The 16,327-nt window shown below is 41.0% G+C and carries 14 protein-coding genes; 12 read left to right on the top strand and 2 right to left on the bottom strand.

Annotated elements, in window-relative coordinates; genetic code table 11:
• Positions 1 to 11 precede the first annotated feature (11 nt).
• The 11 genes from pcaF (at position 12) to IAE20_RS07895 (ending at position 13,007) form a co-directional block, all read left to right on the top strand.
• Entirely contained in the window at positions 12 to 1,220 is a 1,209-nt protein-coding gene (gene pcaF / locus IAE20_RS07945; RefSeq protein WP_200481851.1) for a 3-oxoadipyl-CoA thiolase, read from the top strand.
• A 12-nt stretch (positions 1,221 to 1,232) separates the two neighbouring features.
• On the top strand, positions 1,233 to 2,588 hold the full coding sequence (gene pcaB / locus IAE20_RS07940; protein WP_200481852.1) for a 3-carboxy-cis,cis-muconate cycloisomerase: 1,356 nt from the start codon (positions 1,233 to 1,235) through the stop codon (positions 2,586 to 2,588).
• 17 nt (positions 2,589 to 2,605) lie between these two features.
• Entirely contained in the window at positions 2,606 to 3,385 is a 780-nt protein-coding gene (gene pcaD / locus IAE20_RS07935; protein WP_227610911.1) for a 3-oxoadipate enol-lactonase, read from the top strand.
• A 41-nt stretch (positions 3,386 to 3,426) separates the two neighbouring features.
• Positions 3,427 to 4,782: an MFS transporter gene (locus IAE20_RS07930; RefSeq protein ID WP_200481854.1), complete on the top strand. Its 1,356-nt coding sequence runs from the start codon at positions 3,427 to 3,429 to the stop codon at positions 4,780 to 4,782.
• Between the two features lie 15 nt (positions 4,783 to 4,797).
• Entirely contained in the window at positions 4,798 to 5,202 is a 405-nt protein-coding gene (gene pcaC / locus IAE20_RS07925; RefSeq protein ID WP_151982486.1) for a 4-carboxymuconolactone decarboxylase, read from the top strand.
• Between the two features lie 37 nt (positions 5,203 to 5,239).
• The gene (gene pcaH, locus IAE20_RS07920; protein ID WP_200461914.1) at positions 5,240 to 5,965 is read left to right on the top strand and encodes a protocatechuate 3,4-dioxygenase subunit beta; all 726 of its coding nucleotides are present in this window, start codon (positions 5,240 to 5,242) and stop codon (positions 5,963 to 5,965) included.
• A gap of 17 nt (positions 5,966 to 5,982) precedes the next feature.
• Positions 5,983 to 6,612, top strand: coding sequence for a protocatechuate 3,4-dioxygenase subunit alpha (gene pcaG / locus IAE20_RS07915; RefSeq protein ID WP_200461913.1), 630 nt, complete (start codon positions 5,983 to 5,985; stop codon positions 6,610 to 6,612).
• Between the two features lie 59 nt (positions 6,613 to 6,671).
• Positions 6,672 to 7,541: a type I 3-dehydroquinate dehydratase gene (gene aroD / locus IAE20_RS07910; RefSeq protein ID WP_200481855.1), complete on the top strand. Its 870-nt coding sequence runs from the start codon at positions 6,672 to 6,674 to the stop codon at positions 7,539 to 7,541.
• A gap of 19 nt (positions 7,542 to 7,560) precedes the next feature.
• Positions 7,561 to 9,021: a NosD domain-containing protein gene (locus tag IAE20_RS07905; RefSeq protein ID WP_200481856.1), complete on the top strand. Its 1,461-nt coding sequence runs from the start codon at positions 7,561 to 7,563 to the stop codon at positions 9,019 to 9,021.
• 61 nt (positions 9,022 to 9,082) lie between these two features.
• Positions 9,083 to 10,402, top strand: a complete 1,320-nt coding sequence (locus IAE20_RS07900) for a carbohydrate porin (protein ID WP_200481857.1) — start codon at positions 9,083 to 9,085, stop codon at positions 10,400 to 10,402.
• 178 nt (positions 10,403 to 10,580) lie between these two features.
• Positions 10,581 to 13,007 carry a glucose/quinate/shikimate family membrane-bound PQQ-dependent dehydrogenase gene (locus IAE20_RS07895; RefSeq protein ID WP_200481858.1) on the top strand — a complete coding sequence of 809 codons (2,427 nt, stop codon included), beginning with the start codon at positions 10,581 to 10,583 and terminating at the stop codon, positions 13,005 to 13,007.
• A 47-nt stretch (positions 13,008 to 13,054) separates the two neighbouring features.
• On the opposite strand, the gene pobR is transcribed toward IAE20_RS07895, so the two are convergent.
• Entirely contained in the window at positions 13,055 to 13,870 is an 816-nt protein-coding gene (pobR, locus tag IAE20_RS07890) for an IclR family transcriptional regulator PobR (RefSeq protein WP_200481859.1), read from the bottom strand.
• Positions 13,871 to 14,010: 140 nt separating this feature from the next.
• On the opposite strand from pobR, the gene pobA reads away from it, so the two are divergent.
• Positions 14,011 to 15,225 carry a 4-hydroxybenzoate 3-monooxygenase gene (pobA, locus tag IAE20_RS07885; protein ID WP_200481860.1) on the top strand — a complete coding sequence of 405 codons (1,215 nt, stop codon included), beginning with the start codon at positions 14,011 to 14,013 and terminating at the stop codon, positions 15,223 to 15,225.
• A gap of 85 nt (positions 15,226 to 15,310) precedes the next feature.
• Here pobA and IAE20_RS07880 read toward each other — a convergent pair whose 3' ends face one another.
• The gene (locus IAE20_RS07880) at positions 15,311 to 16,207 is read right to left on the bottom strand and encodes a LysR family transcriptional regulator (protein WP_200481947.1); all 897 of its coding nucleotides are present in this window, start codon (positions 16,205 to 16,207) and stop codon (positions 15,311 to 15,313) included.
• Positions 16,208 to 16,327 lie beyond the last annotated feature (120 nt).

Raw genomic sequence — 16,327 nt, 5'->3', positions numbered from 1 at the left:
GACAGATACCCATGAAAAACGCATATATCATTGATGCCATCCGAACTCCCTTTGGTCGCTATGCAGGTGGCCTGGCCCCTGTACGTGCGGATGACTTGGGGGCAGTCCCAATTGCCGCATTGATCGAACGTAATCCCACTGTTAACTGGCAACAGGTCGATGACGTGATCTATGGGTGCGCCAATCAGGCTGGCGAAGACAACCGTAACGTTGGACGCATGTCAGCACTGCTTGCAGGCTTACCGGTTCAAGTGCCTGCCACCACAGTTAACCGTTTATGTGGATCATCACTGGATGCCATTGCGATGGCAGCACGTGCCATCAAAGCCGGTGAAGCCCATTTGATTATTGCGGGTGGTGTTGAAAGCATGAGCCGTGCGCCTTACGTCATGGGCAAATCCGAAGGTGCCTTTGGTCGTAGCCAAAAGATTGAAGACACCACCATGGGCTGGCGTTTTATCAATCCAAAACTCAAAGCCATGTATGGTGTAGACACCATGCCACAAACGGCTGAAAACGTGGCAGAACAGTTCAACATCAATCGTGAAGATCAAGACCAGTTCGCCTATAACAGTCAGCAGCGTACTGCGGTAGCACAAGCCAAAGGCTACTTTGCTAAAGAAATCGTACCTGTGACGATTCCACAGCGCAAAGGTGATCCTGTAGTGATCACGACAGATGAGCATCCACGTGCATCGACCACACTTGAAGGTTTAACCAAACTCAAAGGTGTGGTGAAAGCAGACGGTACAGTAACGGCGGGCAATGCATCAGGTATTAATGATGGTGCAGCGGCAGTATTGATAGCATCTGATGAAGCGATTGCACACTACCAATTAAAACCCCGTGCCAAAATCATTGCCGCGACGACGGTGGGAATCGAACCAAGAATTATGGGTTTTGCACCTGCACCTGCGATTAAAAAACTGCTGAAACAAGCCAATATGACGTTAGAGCAGATGGATGTGATTGAGCTGAATGAAGCATTTGCAGCGCAAGCTCTGGCGTGTACCCGTGATCTCGGTCTAACCGATGAGGATGCACGAGTGAATCCAAATGGCGGGGCGATTGCACTGGGTCATCCATTGGGCGCATCAGGAGCACGTTTGGTGACCACTGCGTTAAATCAGCTTGAACAAACAGGGGGCAAATATGCCTTGTGTTCAATGTGTATTGGGGTGGGTCAGGGTATTGCCTTGATTATTGAGCGGGTTGCTTAAAGGAAGATCGTCATGAGCCAGTTATATGCCAGCTTATTTTACCAAAAAGATGTGACTGAAATTTTTAGTGATCATGCTTTAGTGTCATATATGGTCGAGGCTGAAGTGGCGCTGGCGCAAGCACAGGCAGAGGTTGGGGTAATTCCTCAATCTGCTGCAACTGTGATTGAACATGCTGCAAAAACAGCATTGGAAAAGATTGATTTTGAAATTTTGGCAACTGCTACGGGTTTGGCAGGGAATATTGCAATTCCTTTTGTTAAACAGCTCACTGCTATCGTTAAAGAAACTGATGAAGATGCTGCACGTTATGTTCATTGGGGTGCAACTAGTCAGGATATTTTAGATACAGCCTGTATTTTGCAATGTCGTGATGCTTTGGACATTGTACAAAACCAAGTTCAACAGTGCTATGACATAGCTTTGTCTCAAGCTCGAACTTATCGCCATCAGGTCATGATAGGGCGCACATGGTTACAGCAGGCTTTACCAATTACGCTAGGACATAAATTGGCACGTTGGGCATCTGCATTTAAGCGTGATTTAGATCGTATTGAAGCAATGCGAACTCGTGTTCTAGTTGCTCAGCTTGGTGGTGCAGTCGGTTCTCTAGCATCTTTACAGGATCAAGGGAGTGCTGTTGTTGAAGCTTATGCCAAACAACTAAAGCTCTGTGCTGCGGCATGTACTTGGCATGGCGAGCGTGATCGTATTGTTGAAATTGCTAGTTCGCTCGGCATAATTACTGGCAATACTGGAAAAATGGCGCGTGACTGGTCACTCATGATGCAGACTGAAATCGCAGAGCTATTTGAGCCTGCTGCTAAAGGTCGTGGTGGTTCATCGACCATGCCTCATAAGCGTAATCCAGTTGCCGCAGCATCAGTATTGGCAGCAGCGAATCGGGTACCCGCGTTAATGTCGAGTATTTATCAAAGTATGGTGCAAGAACACGAACGTAGTTTGGGCGGCTGGCATGCAGAGTGGCTATCTTTACCAGAAATTTTTCAACTTACTGCTGGTGCATTGGAACGTACTTTAGATGTATTGCAAGGCATGGAAGTTAATGCTGACAACATGCATCGCAATATTGAATGTACCAATGGACTGATTATGGCAGAAGCTGTGATGATGGCTCTGGCACCTCATATAGGCCGTCTTAATGCACATCATGTGGTTGAAGCAGCATGTAAAAAAGCAGTAGCAGAACACATCCATTTAAAAGATGTAATTTCAAACGTTAATGAAGTGAAGCAATATTTTAATGCTTCACAACTTGATGAGATTTTTAAACCTGAATCGTATTTGGGCAATATCCAAAACCAGATCGATGCAGTCTTGCAGGACGCAAAAGGAGTGGCAAAGTGAGCAAAGAAATCGGCATCATGATTACCAATCGTCAAGGCAAACAATTATCTGTACAGGTAAACGGGGCTGAAAATGCGCCTGCAATCGTATTTTCAAACTCATTAGGTACAGATAAAGGCATGTGGCAACCACAGGTTGAAGCTTTAAAAAGCCAATATAAAGTAGTCACTTATGACACACGTGGTCACGGTCAAAGTGATGTGATAGAAAATACGTCATTACAAAATCTGGGCGAAGATGTCATCGATATTTTAGATGCCCTAAATATTGAAAAAGCACATTTTTGCGGTATTTCAATGGGCGGTATGACTGGACTTTGGTTAGGTATTTATCAATCTCAACGTTTCAATAGCATTACTGTGGCAAATTCTGCTGCCAAAATCTGGACGGAGGATGGCTGGAATGCTCGTGCAAATGCAGTTGAGGAAAATGGTCTGGCTGATTTGGTTGCATCGACCCATACACGCTGGTTTAGTGAAAAATTTGATTATCAAAAAAATGCTTTAGCGCAACAGACTATTCAAAGTTTGGCACATACACCTGCTTTAGGTTATGCCAATTCTTGTCGTGCTTTAGCAACAGCGGATGTGCGCCAACAAATCGAATCTATCGCCCTTCCAACTTTAATTGTTGCTGGGGCGGCTGATCCTGTAACGACTGTCGTAGATGGTGAGTTCATGCAGCGGCATATCAAGGGAAGTCAACTTTATATCATTGAAGCTTCTCATCTTTCCAATATTGAACAACCTGAAGCCTTTACACAAGTCTTCAGTCAATTTATTGAATCTATTCAGTAGTTTAGATATTTAAAAGGACTTTAGGCCTTAAGGAGGCAAATATGGCGTCTCAGGATTACGCTACTTCAAAAACGAGTTTAGATGCACAAGCACTGATCAATGATGCTCCTTTAAGTAAGTATCAATGGTTAATTGCAATTGTTTGTTTTCTCATTGTTTTTGTAGACGGTATAGATACTGCTGCAATGGGTTTTATTGCACCTGCACTGGCACAGGATTGGGGCGTTGATCGCTCACAACTGGGGCCCGTTATGAGTGCTGCTTTGGGCGGAATGATCATTGGTGCCTTGGTTTCGGGCCCGACGGCTGACCGTTTTGGACGTAAAATTGTTTTATCTGTATCCATGTTGATTTTTGGTGGTTTTACGCTGGCTTGTGCTTATTCAACCAATCTGGATAGCTTAGTAATTTTTCGCTTTTTGACAGGTATCGGTCTTGGCGCTGCAATGCCTAATGCAACCACATTATTTTCTGAATATTGTCCAGCCCGTATTCGCTCACTTTTAGTGACCTGTATGTTTTGTGGGTATAACCTCGGCATGGCAATGGGTGGCTTTATTAGTAGCTGGCTTATTCCTGCTTATGGTTGGCATAGCCTGTTCTTATTGGGCGGCTGGGCTCCACTAATTTTAATGCTTTTGGTTATCTTTTGCCTGCCTGAGTCATATCGTTTTCTAATCGTAAAAGGCGGTAACAACGAGAAAGTACGTCAGATTTTGACGCGTATTGCTCCACAGCATGTTCAAGGTATAAGCGAATTTCATGTACCTGAAGAAAAGGTCAATGACGGTGATAAAAAGGGCGTATTTGGCATGTTGTTCTCGCCTAAATATGTCAAAGGTACTGTTTTACTTTGGCTCACTTATTTCATGGGATTGGTTGTTATTTATTTATTGACCAGCTGGTTACCAACCCTAATGCGTGAAACTGGCGCATCCCTCGAACGTGCTGCATTTATCGGTGGTTTGTTCCAGTTTGGTGGTGTACTCAGTGCTCTGTTTATTGGCTGGGCAATGGATCGATTTAACCCAAACCGCATCATTGCAGGCTTTTATTTAGCTGCTGGTATTTTTGCTGTGATTGTAGGTCAAAGTTTATCTAATCCTACTTTACTTGCCGTTTTCATTCTCTGTGCAGGAATTGCAGTCAATGGTGCGCAATCCTCTATGCCAGTCCTCAGCGCACGTTTCTATCCGACTCAATGTCGTGCGACAGGTGTGGCGTGGATGTCCGGTATTGGTCGGTTTGGTGCCGTATTTGGTGCATGGATTGGTGCGGTTTTATTAGGAAATAATTGGTCATTTACCATGATCTTGAGCATGTTATTTATTCCTGCTGCCGCTGCTGCTGTTGCAATCTTTGTTAAATCCGTTGTTGCACACACTGATGCAACATAAAGTGAGGTTTCTCTAATGAATGATGAACAACGTTATAAACAAGGACTAGAAGTCCGCACTGAAGTTCTAGGTGAAAAGCACGTCAACCGTTCACTTGAGAACCTGAATGATTTTAACTCGGATTTTCAAAATTTTATTAGCCGTTATGCATGGGGTGAGGTGTGGTCTCGTCCGGGCTTACCGCGTCACACACGTAGTTTAGTCACTATTGGGATTTTACTTGCGTTAGGACGTGAAGCGGAACTACGCATGCATATTCGTGCTTGTTTTAACAATGGCGTAACCAAAGATGAACTCAAGGAATTATTTCTTCATTCATCACTGTACGCAGGCTTACCAGCAGCAAATGCAGCCATGCACATGGCAGAAGAAGTTTTTGTGGAGTTAGGGATTGGCTCAGACCAAGACGGTCAACAGTAACGGTTCAAGGATTTTTACTTTTTAAAGGAGAGATAGCATGTCTCAAATTATTTGGGGAGCTTACGCTCAGCGTAATACAGATGACCATCCGCCAGCATACACACCCGGCTATAAAACCAGTGTGTTACGCTCGCCTAAGAATGCGCTCATTTCAATTGCGGAAACATTGACTGAAGTCACTGCACCACATTTTAGTGCTGATAAATTTGGTCCTAAAGACAATGATTTGATTTTGAACTATGCCAAAGATGGTTTACCAATTGGTGAACGTGTCATTGTTCATGGTTATGTACGTGACCAGTTTGGTCGTCCTGTAAAAAATGCACTCGTAGAAGTCTGGCAAGCTAACGCTTCTGGTCGTTATCGTCACCCAAATGATCAATACATTGGTGCTATGGACCCTAATTTTGGTGGCTGTGGACGTATGTTGACTGACAATAATGGTTATTACGTATTCCGTACGATTAAACCTGGTCCATATCCTTGGCGTAACCGTATTAATGAATGGCGTCCTGCGCACATTCATTTCTCATTAATCGCAGATGGTTGGGCACAGCGTCTCATTTCGCAGTTCTATTTTGAAGGCGATACGTTAATTGATTCTTGTCCAATCCTGAAAACCATTCCTTCTGAACAGCAACGTCGTGCATTGATCGCTTTAGAAGACAAGAGCAATTTTATCGAAGCTGATAGCCGTTGTTACCGCTTTGACATCACTTTGCGTGGTCGTCGTGCGACTTACTTCGAAAATGACTTAACTTAATGGATGGAGTAAATAACATGAATGGTTGGAATTTTCAGGAATTAAAAGAAACCCCATCTCAAACAGGTGGGCCATATGTACATATTGGTCTTTTACCTAAACAAGCCAATATCGAAGTGTTTGAACATAATCTAGATAACAATCTTGTGCAAGAAAATACGCAAGGTGAACGTATTCGCTTGGAAGGTCAGGTATTTGATGGTTTAGGCTTACCGCTACGCGATGTTTTAATTGAAATCTGGCAGGCAGATGCTAACGGCGTTTACCCAAGTCAAGCTGATTCTCAAGACAAACAAGCTGATCCAAACTTTTTAGGTTGGGGGCGTACAGGTGCAGATTTTAATACTGGTTTTTGGAGCTTTAATACGATTAAACCGGGCGCTGTTCCGGGTCGTAAGGGTTCAACTCAAGCACCGCATATCGCACTGATTATTTTTGCACGTGGTGTCAACATCGGTCTAAACACTCGTGTTTATTTTGATGATGAATCAGAAGCCAATGCCAAAGATCCAGTACTGAACAGTATTGAATGGGCTACTCGTCGTCAAACGTTGATTGCTAAACGTGAAGAACGCGATGGTGAAATTGTATACCGTTTTGACATCCGTATTCAGGGTGAAGATGAAACGGTTTTCTTTGATATTTAATGATGGAATTCACTGTGCGCCTCTGGCGTGCAGTTCTCCTGTTTTACAAGGAAACGTAAATGTTTAATACCAATAAACTCGTCAAACAACTTTGCGTAAGTGGCGCATTGTTTATATCATTCCCTTTTGCAGCGACTTATGCCGCAGAAACAACTGTAGCAGCCGCTCAATCATCTTATGTTGTAAAAAATCTTACGATTGGTGAATTACCCGTTAAAACCATTGTACCGATTACCGCAAAAACTAAAGAACAGGCGATTGCGCAAGCCAAAGTAATTGCCGAAAACAAAGATGCAGATATTGCAGAATTTCGCATTGATTTACTTGAGTTTGCCAGTGATAGCAAACAAGTGATTGCTTTAGGACAAGAGCTCAACCAAATTCTAAAAAATAAACCATTGCTCGCGACCATTCGTACTGCAAATGAAGGCGGTAAATTAAAGGTAAGCGATCAAGAATATGAAAAAATTTATAGCGAATACCTTAAAAAACCATTTATGCAATTACTTGATATTGAAATGTTCCGTGATCAGACAGCAGTTTCAAAATTAACTAAATTAGCACATCAGAAAAATGTGTTGGTGGTCATGTCAAACCACGATTTCGATAAAACACCAAGTGAGCAGGAAATTGTCAGTCGCTTGCTGAAACAGGATCAAATGGGCGCTGATATTTTAAAAATCGCAGTCATGCCGAAATCCAAGCAAGATGTATTTACTTTGATGAATGCTACTTTAACAGTAAGTGAACAAAGCAAAAAACCTTTGCTTACCATGTCAATGGGACGTTTAGGGACTATTTCCCGCATTGCGACTGCCAATATGGGCGGTAGTTTAAGCTTTGGCATGATTGGTGAAGCTTCAGCGCCGGGACAAATTGATGTCACCCAACTTAAACAATTCCTTAAAACCGTTCAACCTACACCTTAAGCAAGACAGGGAACATGTCATGAAATTAACTTTTTTACGCTTGTCAGCTTTGACATTGGGCTTAGTAACTTCAGGTTTTGCAGTAGCAAAAACCTACGTGGTAGATCGTTATCAGGACGATAATCAAAAAGGATCTTTACGTTGGGCGATTGAACAATCCAACGCTAATGCAGCACAGGAAAATCAAATCCTGATTCAAGCTATTGGCAAGGCTCCTTATGTGATTAAAGTCGATAAACCATTACCACCCATCAAGTCTTCTGTAAAAATTATAGGAACTGAATGGGATAAAACAGGTGAATTTATTGCAATCGACGGTTCTAATTATATTAAAGGTGAAGGTGCGAAGGCTTGTCCTGGTGCAAACCCTGAACAATATGGAACCAATGTTCGTACCATGACACTTCCTGGTCTCGTTCTACAGGATGTGAATGGCGTAACATTAAAAGGTCTGGATGTTCACCGTTTCTGTATTGGCGTACTCGTTAACCGTTCAAGCAACAACTTGATTCAACATAACCGTATTAGTAACAATTACGGTGGTGCAGGCGTTATGATTACGGGGGATGACGGAAAGGGCAATCCAACGGCGACCACCACCAATAACAACAAAGTCTTGGACAATCTCTTTATCGATAATGGTGATGGATTAGAGTTAACACGCGGTGCGGCATTTAACCTTGTCGCGAATAACCTCTTTACCTCAACCCAAGCCAATCCAGAACCATCACAAGGTATTGAAATCCTGTGGGGTAATGACAATGCAGTTGTCGGAAATAAGTTTGAGAACTATTCAGATGGTTTGCAAATTAATTGGGGCAAGCGTAACTATATCGCTTATAACGAATTGACCAACAACTCGTTAGGTTTCAACCTAACAGGGGATGGCAATATTTTTGATGGTAATAAGGTTCACGGTAACCGTATCGGTATCGCCATTCGGTCTGAAAAAGATGTCAATGCACGTATTACCCTCACCAAAAACCTAATCTGGGACAATGCTAAAGATATCAAACGCTGTGAAGCTGGTGGTTCATGTGTTCCAAATCAGCGTTTAGGTGCAATTGTATTTGGTGTGCCAGCCCTTGAACATGAAGGTTTTGTAGGGTCTCGTGGTGGTGGTGTAGTAATTGAACCAGCAAAACTTCAAAAAACCTGTAGCCAAGCAAATGAACAAAACTGTAATGCAATACCTAATCAGGGCATTCAGGCCCCTAAGTTAAGTGCAAATAAAAAGCAAATAACTATTGAGGTCAAAGGAACACCAAATCAACGTTATAACGTTGAATTCTTTGGCAACCGCAATGTTAATTCAAAAGAAGCAGAGCAATATCTAGGTTCATTGGTAATGATGACCAATGAACAGGGTATTGCAAAAGCAAGCTGGACACCAAAAGTGGTCATGCCGTCTATTACAGCTAGTGTAACGGATCATTTAGGTGCAACGTCTGAATTAAGTCCTGCAATACAAATTAAATAACAAGATTAATAATAAAAAGATGCCTTCTTTTTGGAGGCATCTACATGATAAAGGAAATATTATGCGTCATTTTTTTAAACTGGGTTTGATTTCAACGGCGGTTTTCACAAGTCAAATGACATTGGCCAATGAATTCTGGTCTCAGGACCGCCAATGGTTACTGGGTGACTGGAGTGGTGAGCGTCAGCAACTTGAAAATAAAGGTTATAAGTTTACAGCTTCAATCATGAGTCAGGCAGCAACCAATCTCGATGGAGGCTATAATGATAGCAATACCCTTGAAAATGCAGGGCAACTGACTTTAGGTGCAAATTTTGATTTGAATAAAATTGCAGGCTGGGAAGATACCACAGCAGCCATCATGATCACTAAACGTGATGGTAATGCACTTACTCTAGAACGAATTAAAGATCCGCGTTCAGGTACCCTAGGGAATAGTCAGGAAATTTACGGACGTGGAAAAATCTGGCGCTTGACTCAGGCATGGATTAAAAAAGGATTTAATGACAATACCTTACAAGTCAAAATTGGCCGCATGGGCATGTCAGATGACTTTAATAGTTCACAATGTGAATTTCAAAATTTACTGCTTTGTGGTGGACAGCTAGGTAAATCCATTGGTTCGATCTGGTACAACTGGCCAGTGGGTTTATGGGGCGCAAATGTCAAATATCAATTTGCACCTGAATGGACACTAGGACTGGGTGTTTATGAAGTCAACCCTGACAATACCAAAACTCAATCAAATAGTGATGGTTTTAACCTTGATATGAATAACGTCAAAGGTGCAACTATTCCTGTTGAACTTGCATGGAAACCAAAACTTGCAACCTTTAATGGTTTGCCAGGCGAATACAAAATAGGCGCTTTATATTCTACAGCAGATGCCAATGATGTAGGTACAGCAGTCAAAGTTCATAATAGTAAACATAGTTTCTGGATCAATACCCAACAACAGCTGACCCAACACCATGACGATACAAAGCGCGGTTTGTTCATTAGCTTTAATGGTGTTGTCAATGATAAAGCCACAACAACGGTTCAAAGCACCCAACAAGTTGCACTCTGGTACAAAGGTGCTTTTGATAGTCGTCCAAACGATTCTATTGGTCTTGGTCTAGCAAATTATTTGGTTAATGATCGAGCAAAAGATCGTCAGATCGCCACAAATGAAAGCCGTGGTTATTATGAATATGACGCATTTGCTGCTGATTATATTCCTATTCAGCGCGATGAACTCAATATTGAGCTGAATTACACCTATCAATGGTCACCGGCTGTGATGCTGCGACCTAACATTCAATATATTCATCAACCTGCTGGTGTAAAAGAGGTGGATGATGCATGGGTAGCAGGTTTAAGTATGCGTTTAAATTTCTAACGATATCGTGATTTTAATAAAAATATTGATTAAAATATAAGCAAAGATATTGTTGAATTTAAGCATTATTCGAACAGCTAAAGTGGTGAAAACTACTTTAGCTGAATGTGTTTATACATAATCGTTTTAGTTTGGTTGTTTCCAAATTTTAATGACTATGATAAGTGGAGAAAGATGTATGTCTGACCCTCAAGCAAAATCTCACATCATACTCAAAATATGGTGTTTTATACTTGGGCTAGCTTTATTAATTACGGGCTTATTTTATATTATCGGCGGCGGTAAACTGGTTAGCCTAGGCGGCTCTTGGTACTTCCTGATTGCAGGTTTACTTACCACCGTTTCTGCATTTTATATTTTCAAGAAAAAAACATTAGGCGTTTGGATATTCGCTTTGGTGTTTATCGGAACTATTATCTGGGCAGTAATTGATGCTGGATGGGAGTTCTGGCCACTGCATTCACGCCTCATGTTTCCAGCGGGCCTGTTTGCAGCCTTATTATTGACATTACCCTCTATTCGCAAATATCAGTATCAAACTCCGCTATCAACTCCAGCATACATTGTGGCTGGCGTGACGATTTTAGGTATGATCGGTGGCTTATATGGAATGTTTATTCCTCATCCAACTGTTAAGGCATCAGGAGAATTACCTTTAATTCCTGTTGATCCAGCTAAAAAACAGGTCAATTGGGATCATTATGGTAATGATGCGGGCGGTAGCCGTTTTGTAGCATTAGACCAGATCAATCGAAATAATGTATCCAACCTAAAAGAAGTCTGGCGTTTTCGTACGGGTGACTTTACTACAGGGACTGGTAATGGTGCTGAAGACCAAATGACACCCTTACAGGTTGGTGATAAAGTATTTCTATGTACTCCACATAATAATATTTTTGCACTTGATGCCGACACAGGTAAACAACTCTGGAAAGCAGAAGTCAATTCTAAAGCCGATGCGTGGGAACGTTGCCGTGGGGTAGCTTATTTTGACTCTACAAAACCATTAGTACAACCGATCTTAGCAGGAGCAACAGCAGTTGCAACAGTCGCAGCAAACACTGAATGTCCACGTCGTGTGTATACCAATACCCCTGATGGCCGTTTAATTGCAGTCAATGCCGATACAGGTGAGCGTTGTAAAGACTTTGGTGTAAATGGTACAGTCGATTTACTGCAAGGTTTGGGAGATGGAACTAAAGCACCTAGATTTGAAGTTACCTCTGCACCCACAGTAGCGGGTTCAGTTCTTGTTATTGGTAGTCGTGTTGCAGATAACGTAGCAGCGGATATGCCTGGCGGTGTTATTCGTGCATATGATGTCATTACAGGGCAATTACGTTGGGCATTCGATGCACGTAATCCAGATCCAAACTATGTACTCAAACCAGGTGAAATTTATAAACGTAGTTCTGCAAACTCTTGGGCAGCAATGTCTTATGATCCGCAAATGAATACGGTATTTCTACCAATGGGTAGCTCATCGGTAGACGTATGGGGAGGTAATCGTATTGCACCAGATCACAAGTACAATACTTCTGTTTTAGCCCTTGATGCGTCAACAGGTAAAGAAAAATGGGTATATCAAACCGTTCATAATGATCTTTGGGATTTTGACTTACCAATGCAACCAAGTCTGGTTGATTTCCCAATGAAAGATGGTGCAACTAAACCTGCTGTGGTGATTGGTACGAAGTCTGGTCAATTCTATGTACTTGATCGGGTTACAGGTCAACCTCTAACCAAAGTTGAAAATCAGGCAGTTAAAGTTGCTGATATCCCAGGAGAACAATACAGCAAGGTACAGCCACGTTCAGTTGAAATGCCGCAAATTGGCAATCAAACTTTAACTGAATCTGATATGTGGGGTGCTACACCATTTGACCAGTTGATGTGCCGTATTAGCTTCAAATCTATGCGCTACGATGGTTTATATACGGCTCCGGGTACAGATATTTCATTGAGCTTTCCAGGTTCACTGGGTGGTATGAACTGGGGTTCAATTGCATTTGATCCGTCACACCGTTATATGTTTGTCAACGACATGCGTTTAGGTCTGTGGATTCAATTGATTAAACAGACTCCTGAGGATGTTAAAATTCAGGCCAGCGGCGGTGAAAAAGTTAATACAGGCATGGGGGCCGTACCTATGGCAGGCACACCTTATAAAGTAAATAAAAACCGCTTTATGTCTGCATTGGGGATTCCATGTCAAAAACCACCATTTGGTACCATGACTGCAATTGACATGAAAACGCGTCAAGTCGCATGGCAAGTTCCATTAGGTACAATACAGGATACAGGTCCGATGGGTATCAAAATGGGCTTAAAAGCACCAATTGGTATGCCAACTATTGGAGGACCAATGGCGACTCAAGGCGGTCTGGTTTTCTTCGCGGCTACACAAGATTACTATTTACGTGCATTTGACTCATCAAATGGTAATGAACTCTGGAAAGGTCGTCTACCGGTAGGTAGCCAAGGTACCCCAATGAGCTATGTATCCCCTAAAACTGGAAAACAGTATGTGGTTATTTCTGCGGGTGGTGCGCGTCAATCTCCAGATCATGGTGACTACGTTGTAGCATATGCGTTAGAGAAATAAGCTAAAAGTGAATGATCAAAGGGATTCTTCGGAATCCCTTTTTTATGCTAAATAATGTTTCTCAACTCGTTTGCAGTATTTCTAAGTAAAGGTAATACTTGATCAATTAAATAACTTTCTTGGACTCGATTTGTTTGTGACATACAATTAAGCGCAGCAATTGCCTTGCCTTGAGCATCCATAACAGGAACAGCAATCGCAATCACTCCTAGTTCATGTTCTTCCTTCGATAAACAATAATCAGACAATGCAACCTGCTTTAATGTTTCTAAAAAAACATGCTCATCGGTAATTGTTAAGGGGGTTAATCGTTTTAATCCATACCTTTGAATCCATTGCTTTTGAGCTTCTACAGATAAAGCAGACAATAAAACCTTACCCGTAGAAGTGGCATGTGCAGGTAGGCGATTCCCCAAATGCATACCATAAGGGCTTACACGCATATTATCTTGCTGAGGTAAGTAACTACGCGCGATTGGAACAACTTCATGATCATCCAGCACCACAATAGAAAAGGTAAGGGTAGTTTGAGCACATAGTAGATTTAGAAAAGATTGGGCTACTTTGGGCAAATGTGCAGAACTTAAATAGGAACTAGAAAAACGCAATACACGATGAGTTAACCAAAAAGAATGGTCATCAGTGTCTAAATAGCCCAAAAATTTTAAAGTTTTTAGATAACGCCGAGCTGCGGTACGACTTATGCCTGTGCGTTCTGCAACCTGAGTAACATTTAAGCGCTGACGATCTATTCCAAAAGCTTCGAGTAAGGCTAAACCTTTTGCTAGCCCTGCAATGTAATCTTCAGTTCTGATTTGTTCATTTGACGAAGGATGCAGAACTAATTCACTTTGTCTATCCATAGCAAAATTCCTAGCCTAATCATTGGTTTTGTCCGCATAGCGGACAGTAATAATGGTATACGGATTTTATCGATATTCATATATAGAGATAAAAAACTTAAGCACGTAATTTAATGAGAGGAAATTGCAAGGATGAAGTCATGGAAATCATTAAAACCAAGGTCGCGATTATTGGTTCTGGCCCAGCAGGATTATTGTTAGGCCAATTACTCTATAAAGCTGGAATTGATCACATCATCATTGAACAACGTAGTGCAGAATATGTAGCATCACGGATTCGTGCTGGTATTTTGGAACAAGTTTCAGTAGATTTACTGAAACAAGCCGGTGTTGATGATAATCTGAATGAAAAAGGGTTGCCGCATTCAGGCATAGAAATTTTGACCAATGGGCAAAAACATCGTGTTGATTTATCCGCTTTAACTAAGGGTAAACAAGTCACTGTATATGGCCAAACTGAAGTCACCAAAGATTTAATGCATGCACGGGATCAAGCTGAACTGAAATCATTTTATGAATCAAACAACGTACAAATTCATGATTTTTATGAAAACCCAAAAGTTACATTTGAATCTCAAGGTAAAATCTATCAAATCGAATGTGATTTTATTGCAGGATGTGATGGATATCATGGAGTTTGTCGGGCCAGTGTTCCTGAAGATAAAATTAAAACTTTTGAAAAAGTTTATCCATTTGGGTGGCTTGGGGTTTTGGCAGACGTCCCACCAGTTGCAGATGAATTAATCTATGTACAATCTGAACGAGGTTTTGCTTTATGCAGTATGCGTTCAGAAACCCGTAGTCGTTATTATTTACAAGTACCCTTGACGGACAAAGTGGAAAATTGGTCAGATGAAAAGTTTTGGGACGAATTAAAAAAGCGCCTCGATCCTGAAAGCCGAGAACACCTAGTGACTGGACCTTCTATTGAAAAAAGTATCGCACCATTAAGAAGTTTTGTGACTGAACCGATGCGCTTTGGCAAATTATTTTTAGCAGGAGATGCCGCACATATCGTGCCTCCAACAGGTGCAAAAGGTTTAAATTTAGCTGCTTCAGATATTGCGTATTTATCCAGTGCACTCATTGAATATTACCAAAATGGTTCTGAACAAGGAATCGATGAATATTCTGAAAAATGTCTAAAACGTGTGTGGAAAGCAGAACGTTTTTCATGGTGGATGACACATTTATTGCATCGATTTGAAAATGAAAGTGAATTTGATCATAAAATTAAACAGGCAGAATTAAGCTATATATTAGGCTCAATTGCTGGTCAAACAACTTTGGCTGAAAACTATGTGGGTCTACCATATGAAATTAAGTCATTTGATGAGCTTAAACAAGCAAGTTAAATAAATAGAACATGGGAAAGATATTAAAGTATGTCTTTCTCATTTTTAAATCATTGAGTGTTAATTATTCAGTTATTTTTAATTACTAGATTAAAGGATAATTTTTAAATAATTGAACAATCCAATCGATAAATACTTTTTGTCTAGGTGAAAGCAGCGTCTTTGAAGGATAAAGTAAAGAAACGGGTAGGGAGGGTACTGCATAACTTGATAAAATCTGGCAAAGTTTTCCTTGTTCCAATTCAGTCAAATAGCCGTAGTGTGGAACCTGAATGATACCAAAATGTTGTTTTGCTGCAGCGGCATAGCTAATTGCTCCATTCACCTGAATCATGCTAGGTAAATTATACAATTCTATTTTCTGCTGATGTATAAATTCTAACGGATTAACTTTTTGTCGAGCGGTTGAATAAAACCCAACCATAAAATGATCTTTGAGTTCCCCAAGATTTTTAGGAATACCATATTTTTCCAAGTAAAGTGGGCTCGCTAAAGTAATTTGTCGAATATCTCCCAGATGCCTGACAATTAAATCACTATCTCTCAGTTGACCAATACGAATAACACAATCAATACCTTCTTTAATCACATCAACATAACGATCACTTTCAGTCAGTTGTAATTGAATTTGTGGAAACTCATTAATAAACTGATGCAATTTAGGCATAATAAATTGCGCAGCAAAACCGCCATGAACTTCAATTTTTAAAATTCCCTGTGGTTTAGCATTTAGAAAATCGTGATCCGATTCACTGATATAAGCCAAAATATATTTACATCTTTCATAATAGATCTGACCTTCATCAGTGGTTCTAACCTGACGAGTTGTACGAAATAATAAACGTGTATTTAATTGAATTTCTAATTGTTTAATGGCATCTGTCAATGTAGAACGTGGTAAGTCCAAAATTTGTGCAGCCTTAGTAAAGCTTTGTTGTTCCACAACCTGAACAAAAGCGGACATTGCATTTAACTTATCCATCATTCTTAACTCATTTGTTCGTTATATTCGGATAAAGATGTCTGAATTTACAGGATTATTCAGTGATAACTGAACAGTATCATAAAACTTATAGATGGTAAATTTCGTTTAATGAGGCCA

The organism is Acinetobacter sp. S54 (genome assembly GCF_016624945.1).
Lineage (GTDB): Bacteria > Pseudomonadota > Gammaproteobacteria > Pseudomonadales > Moraxellaceae > Acinetobacter.
Note: the sequence above shows the minus strand (reverse complement) of the source record. Positions and strands in the feature narration are given on the sequence as shown.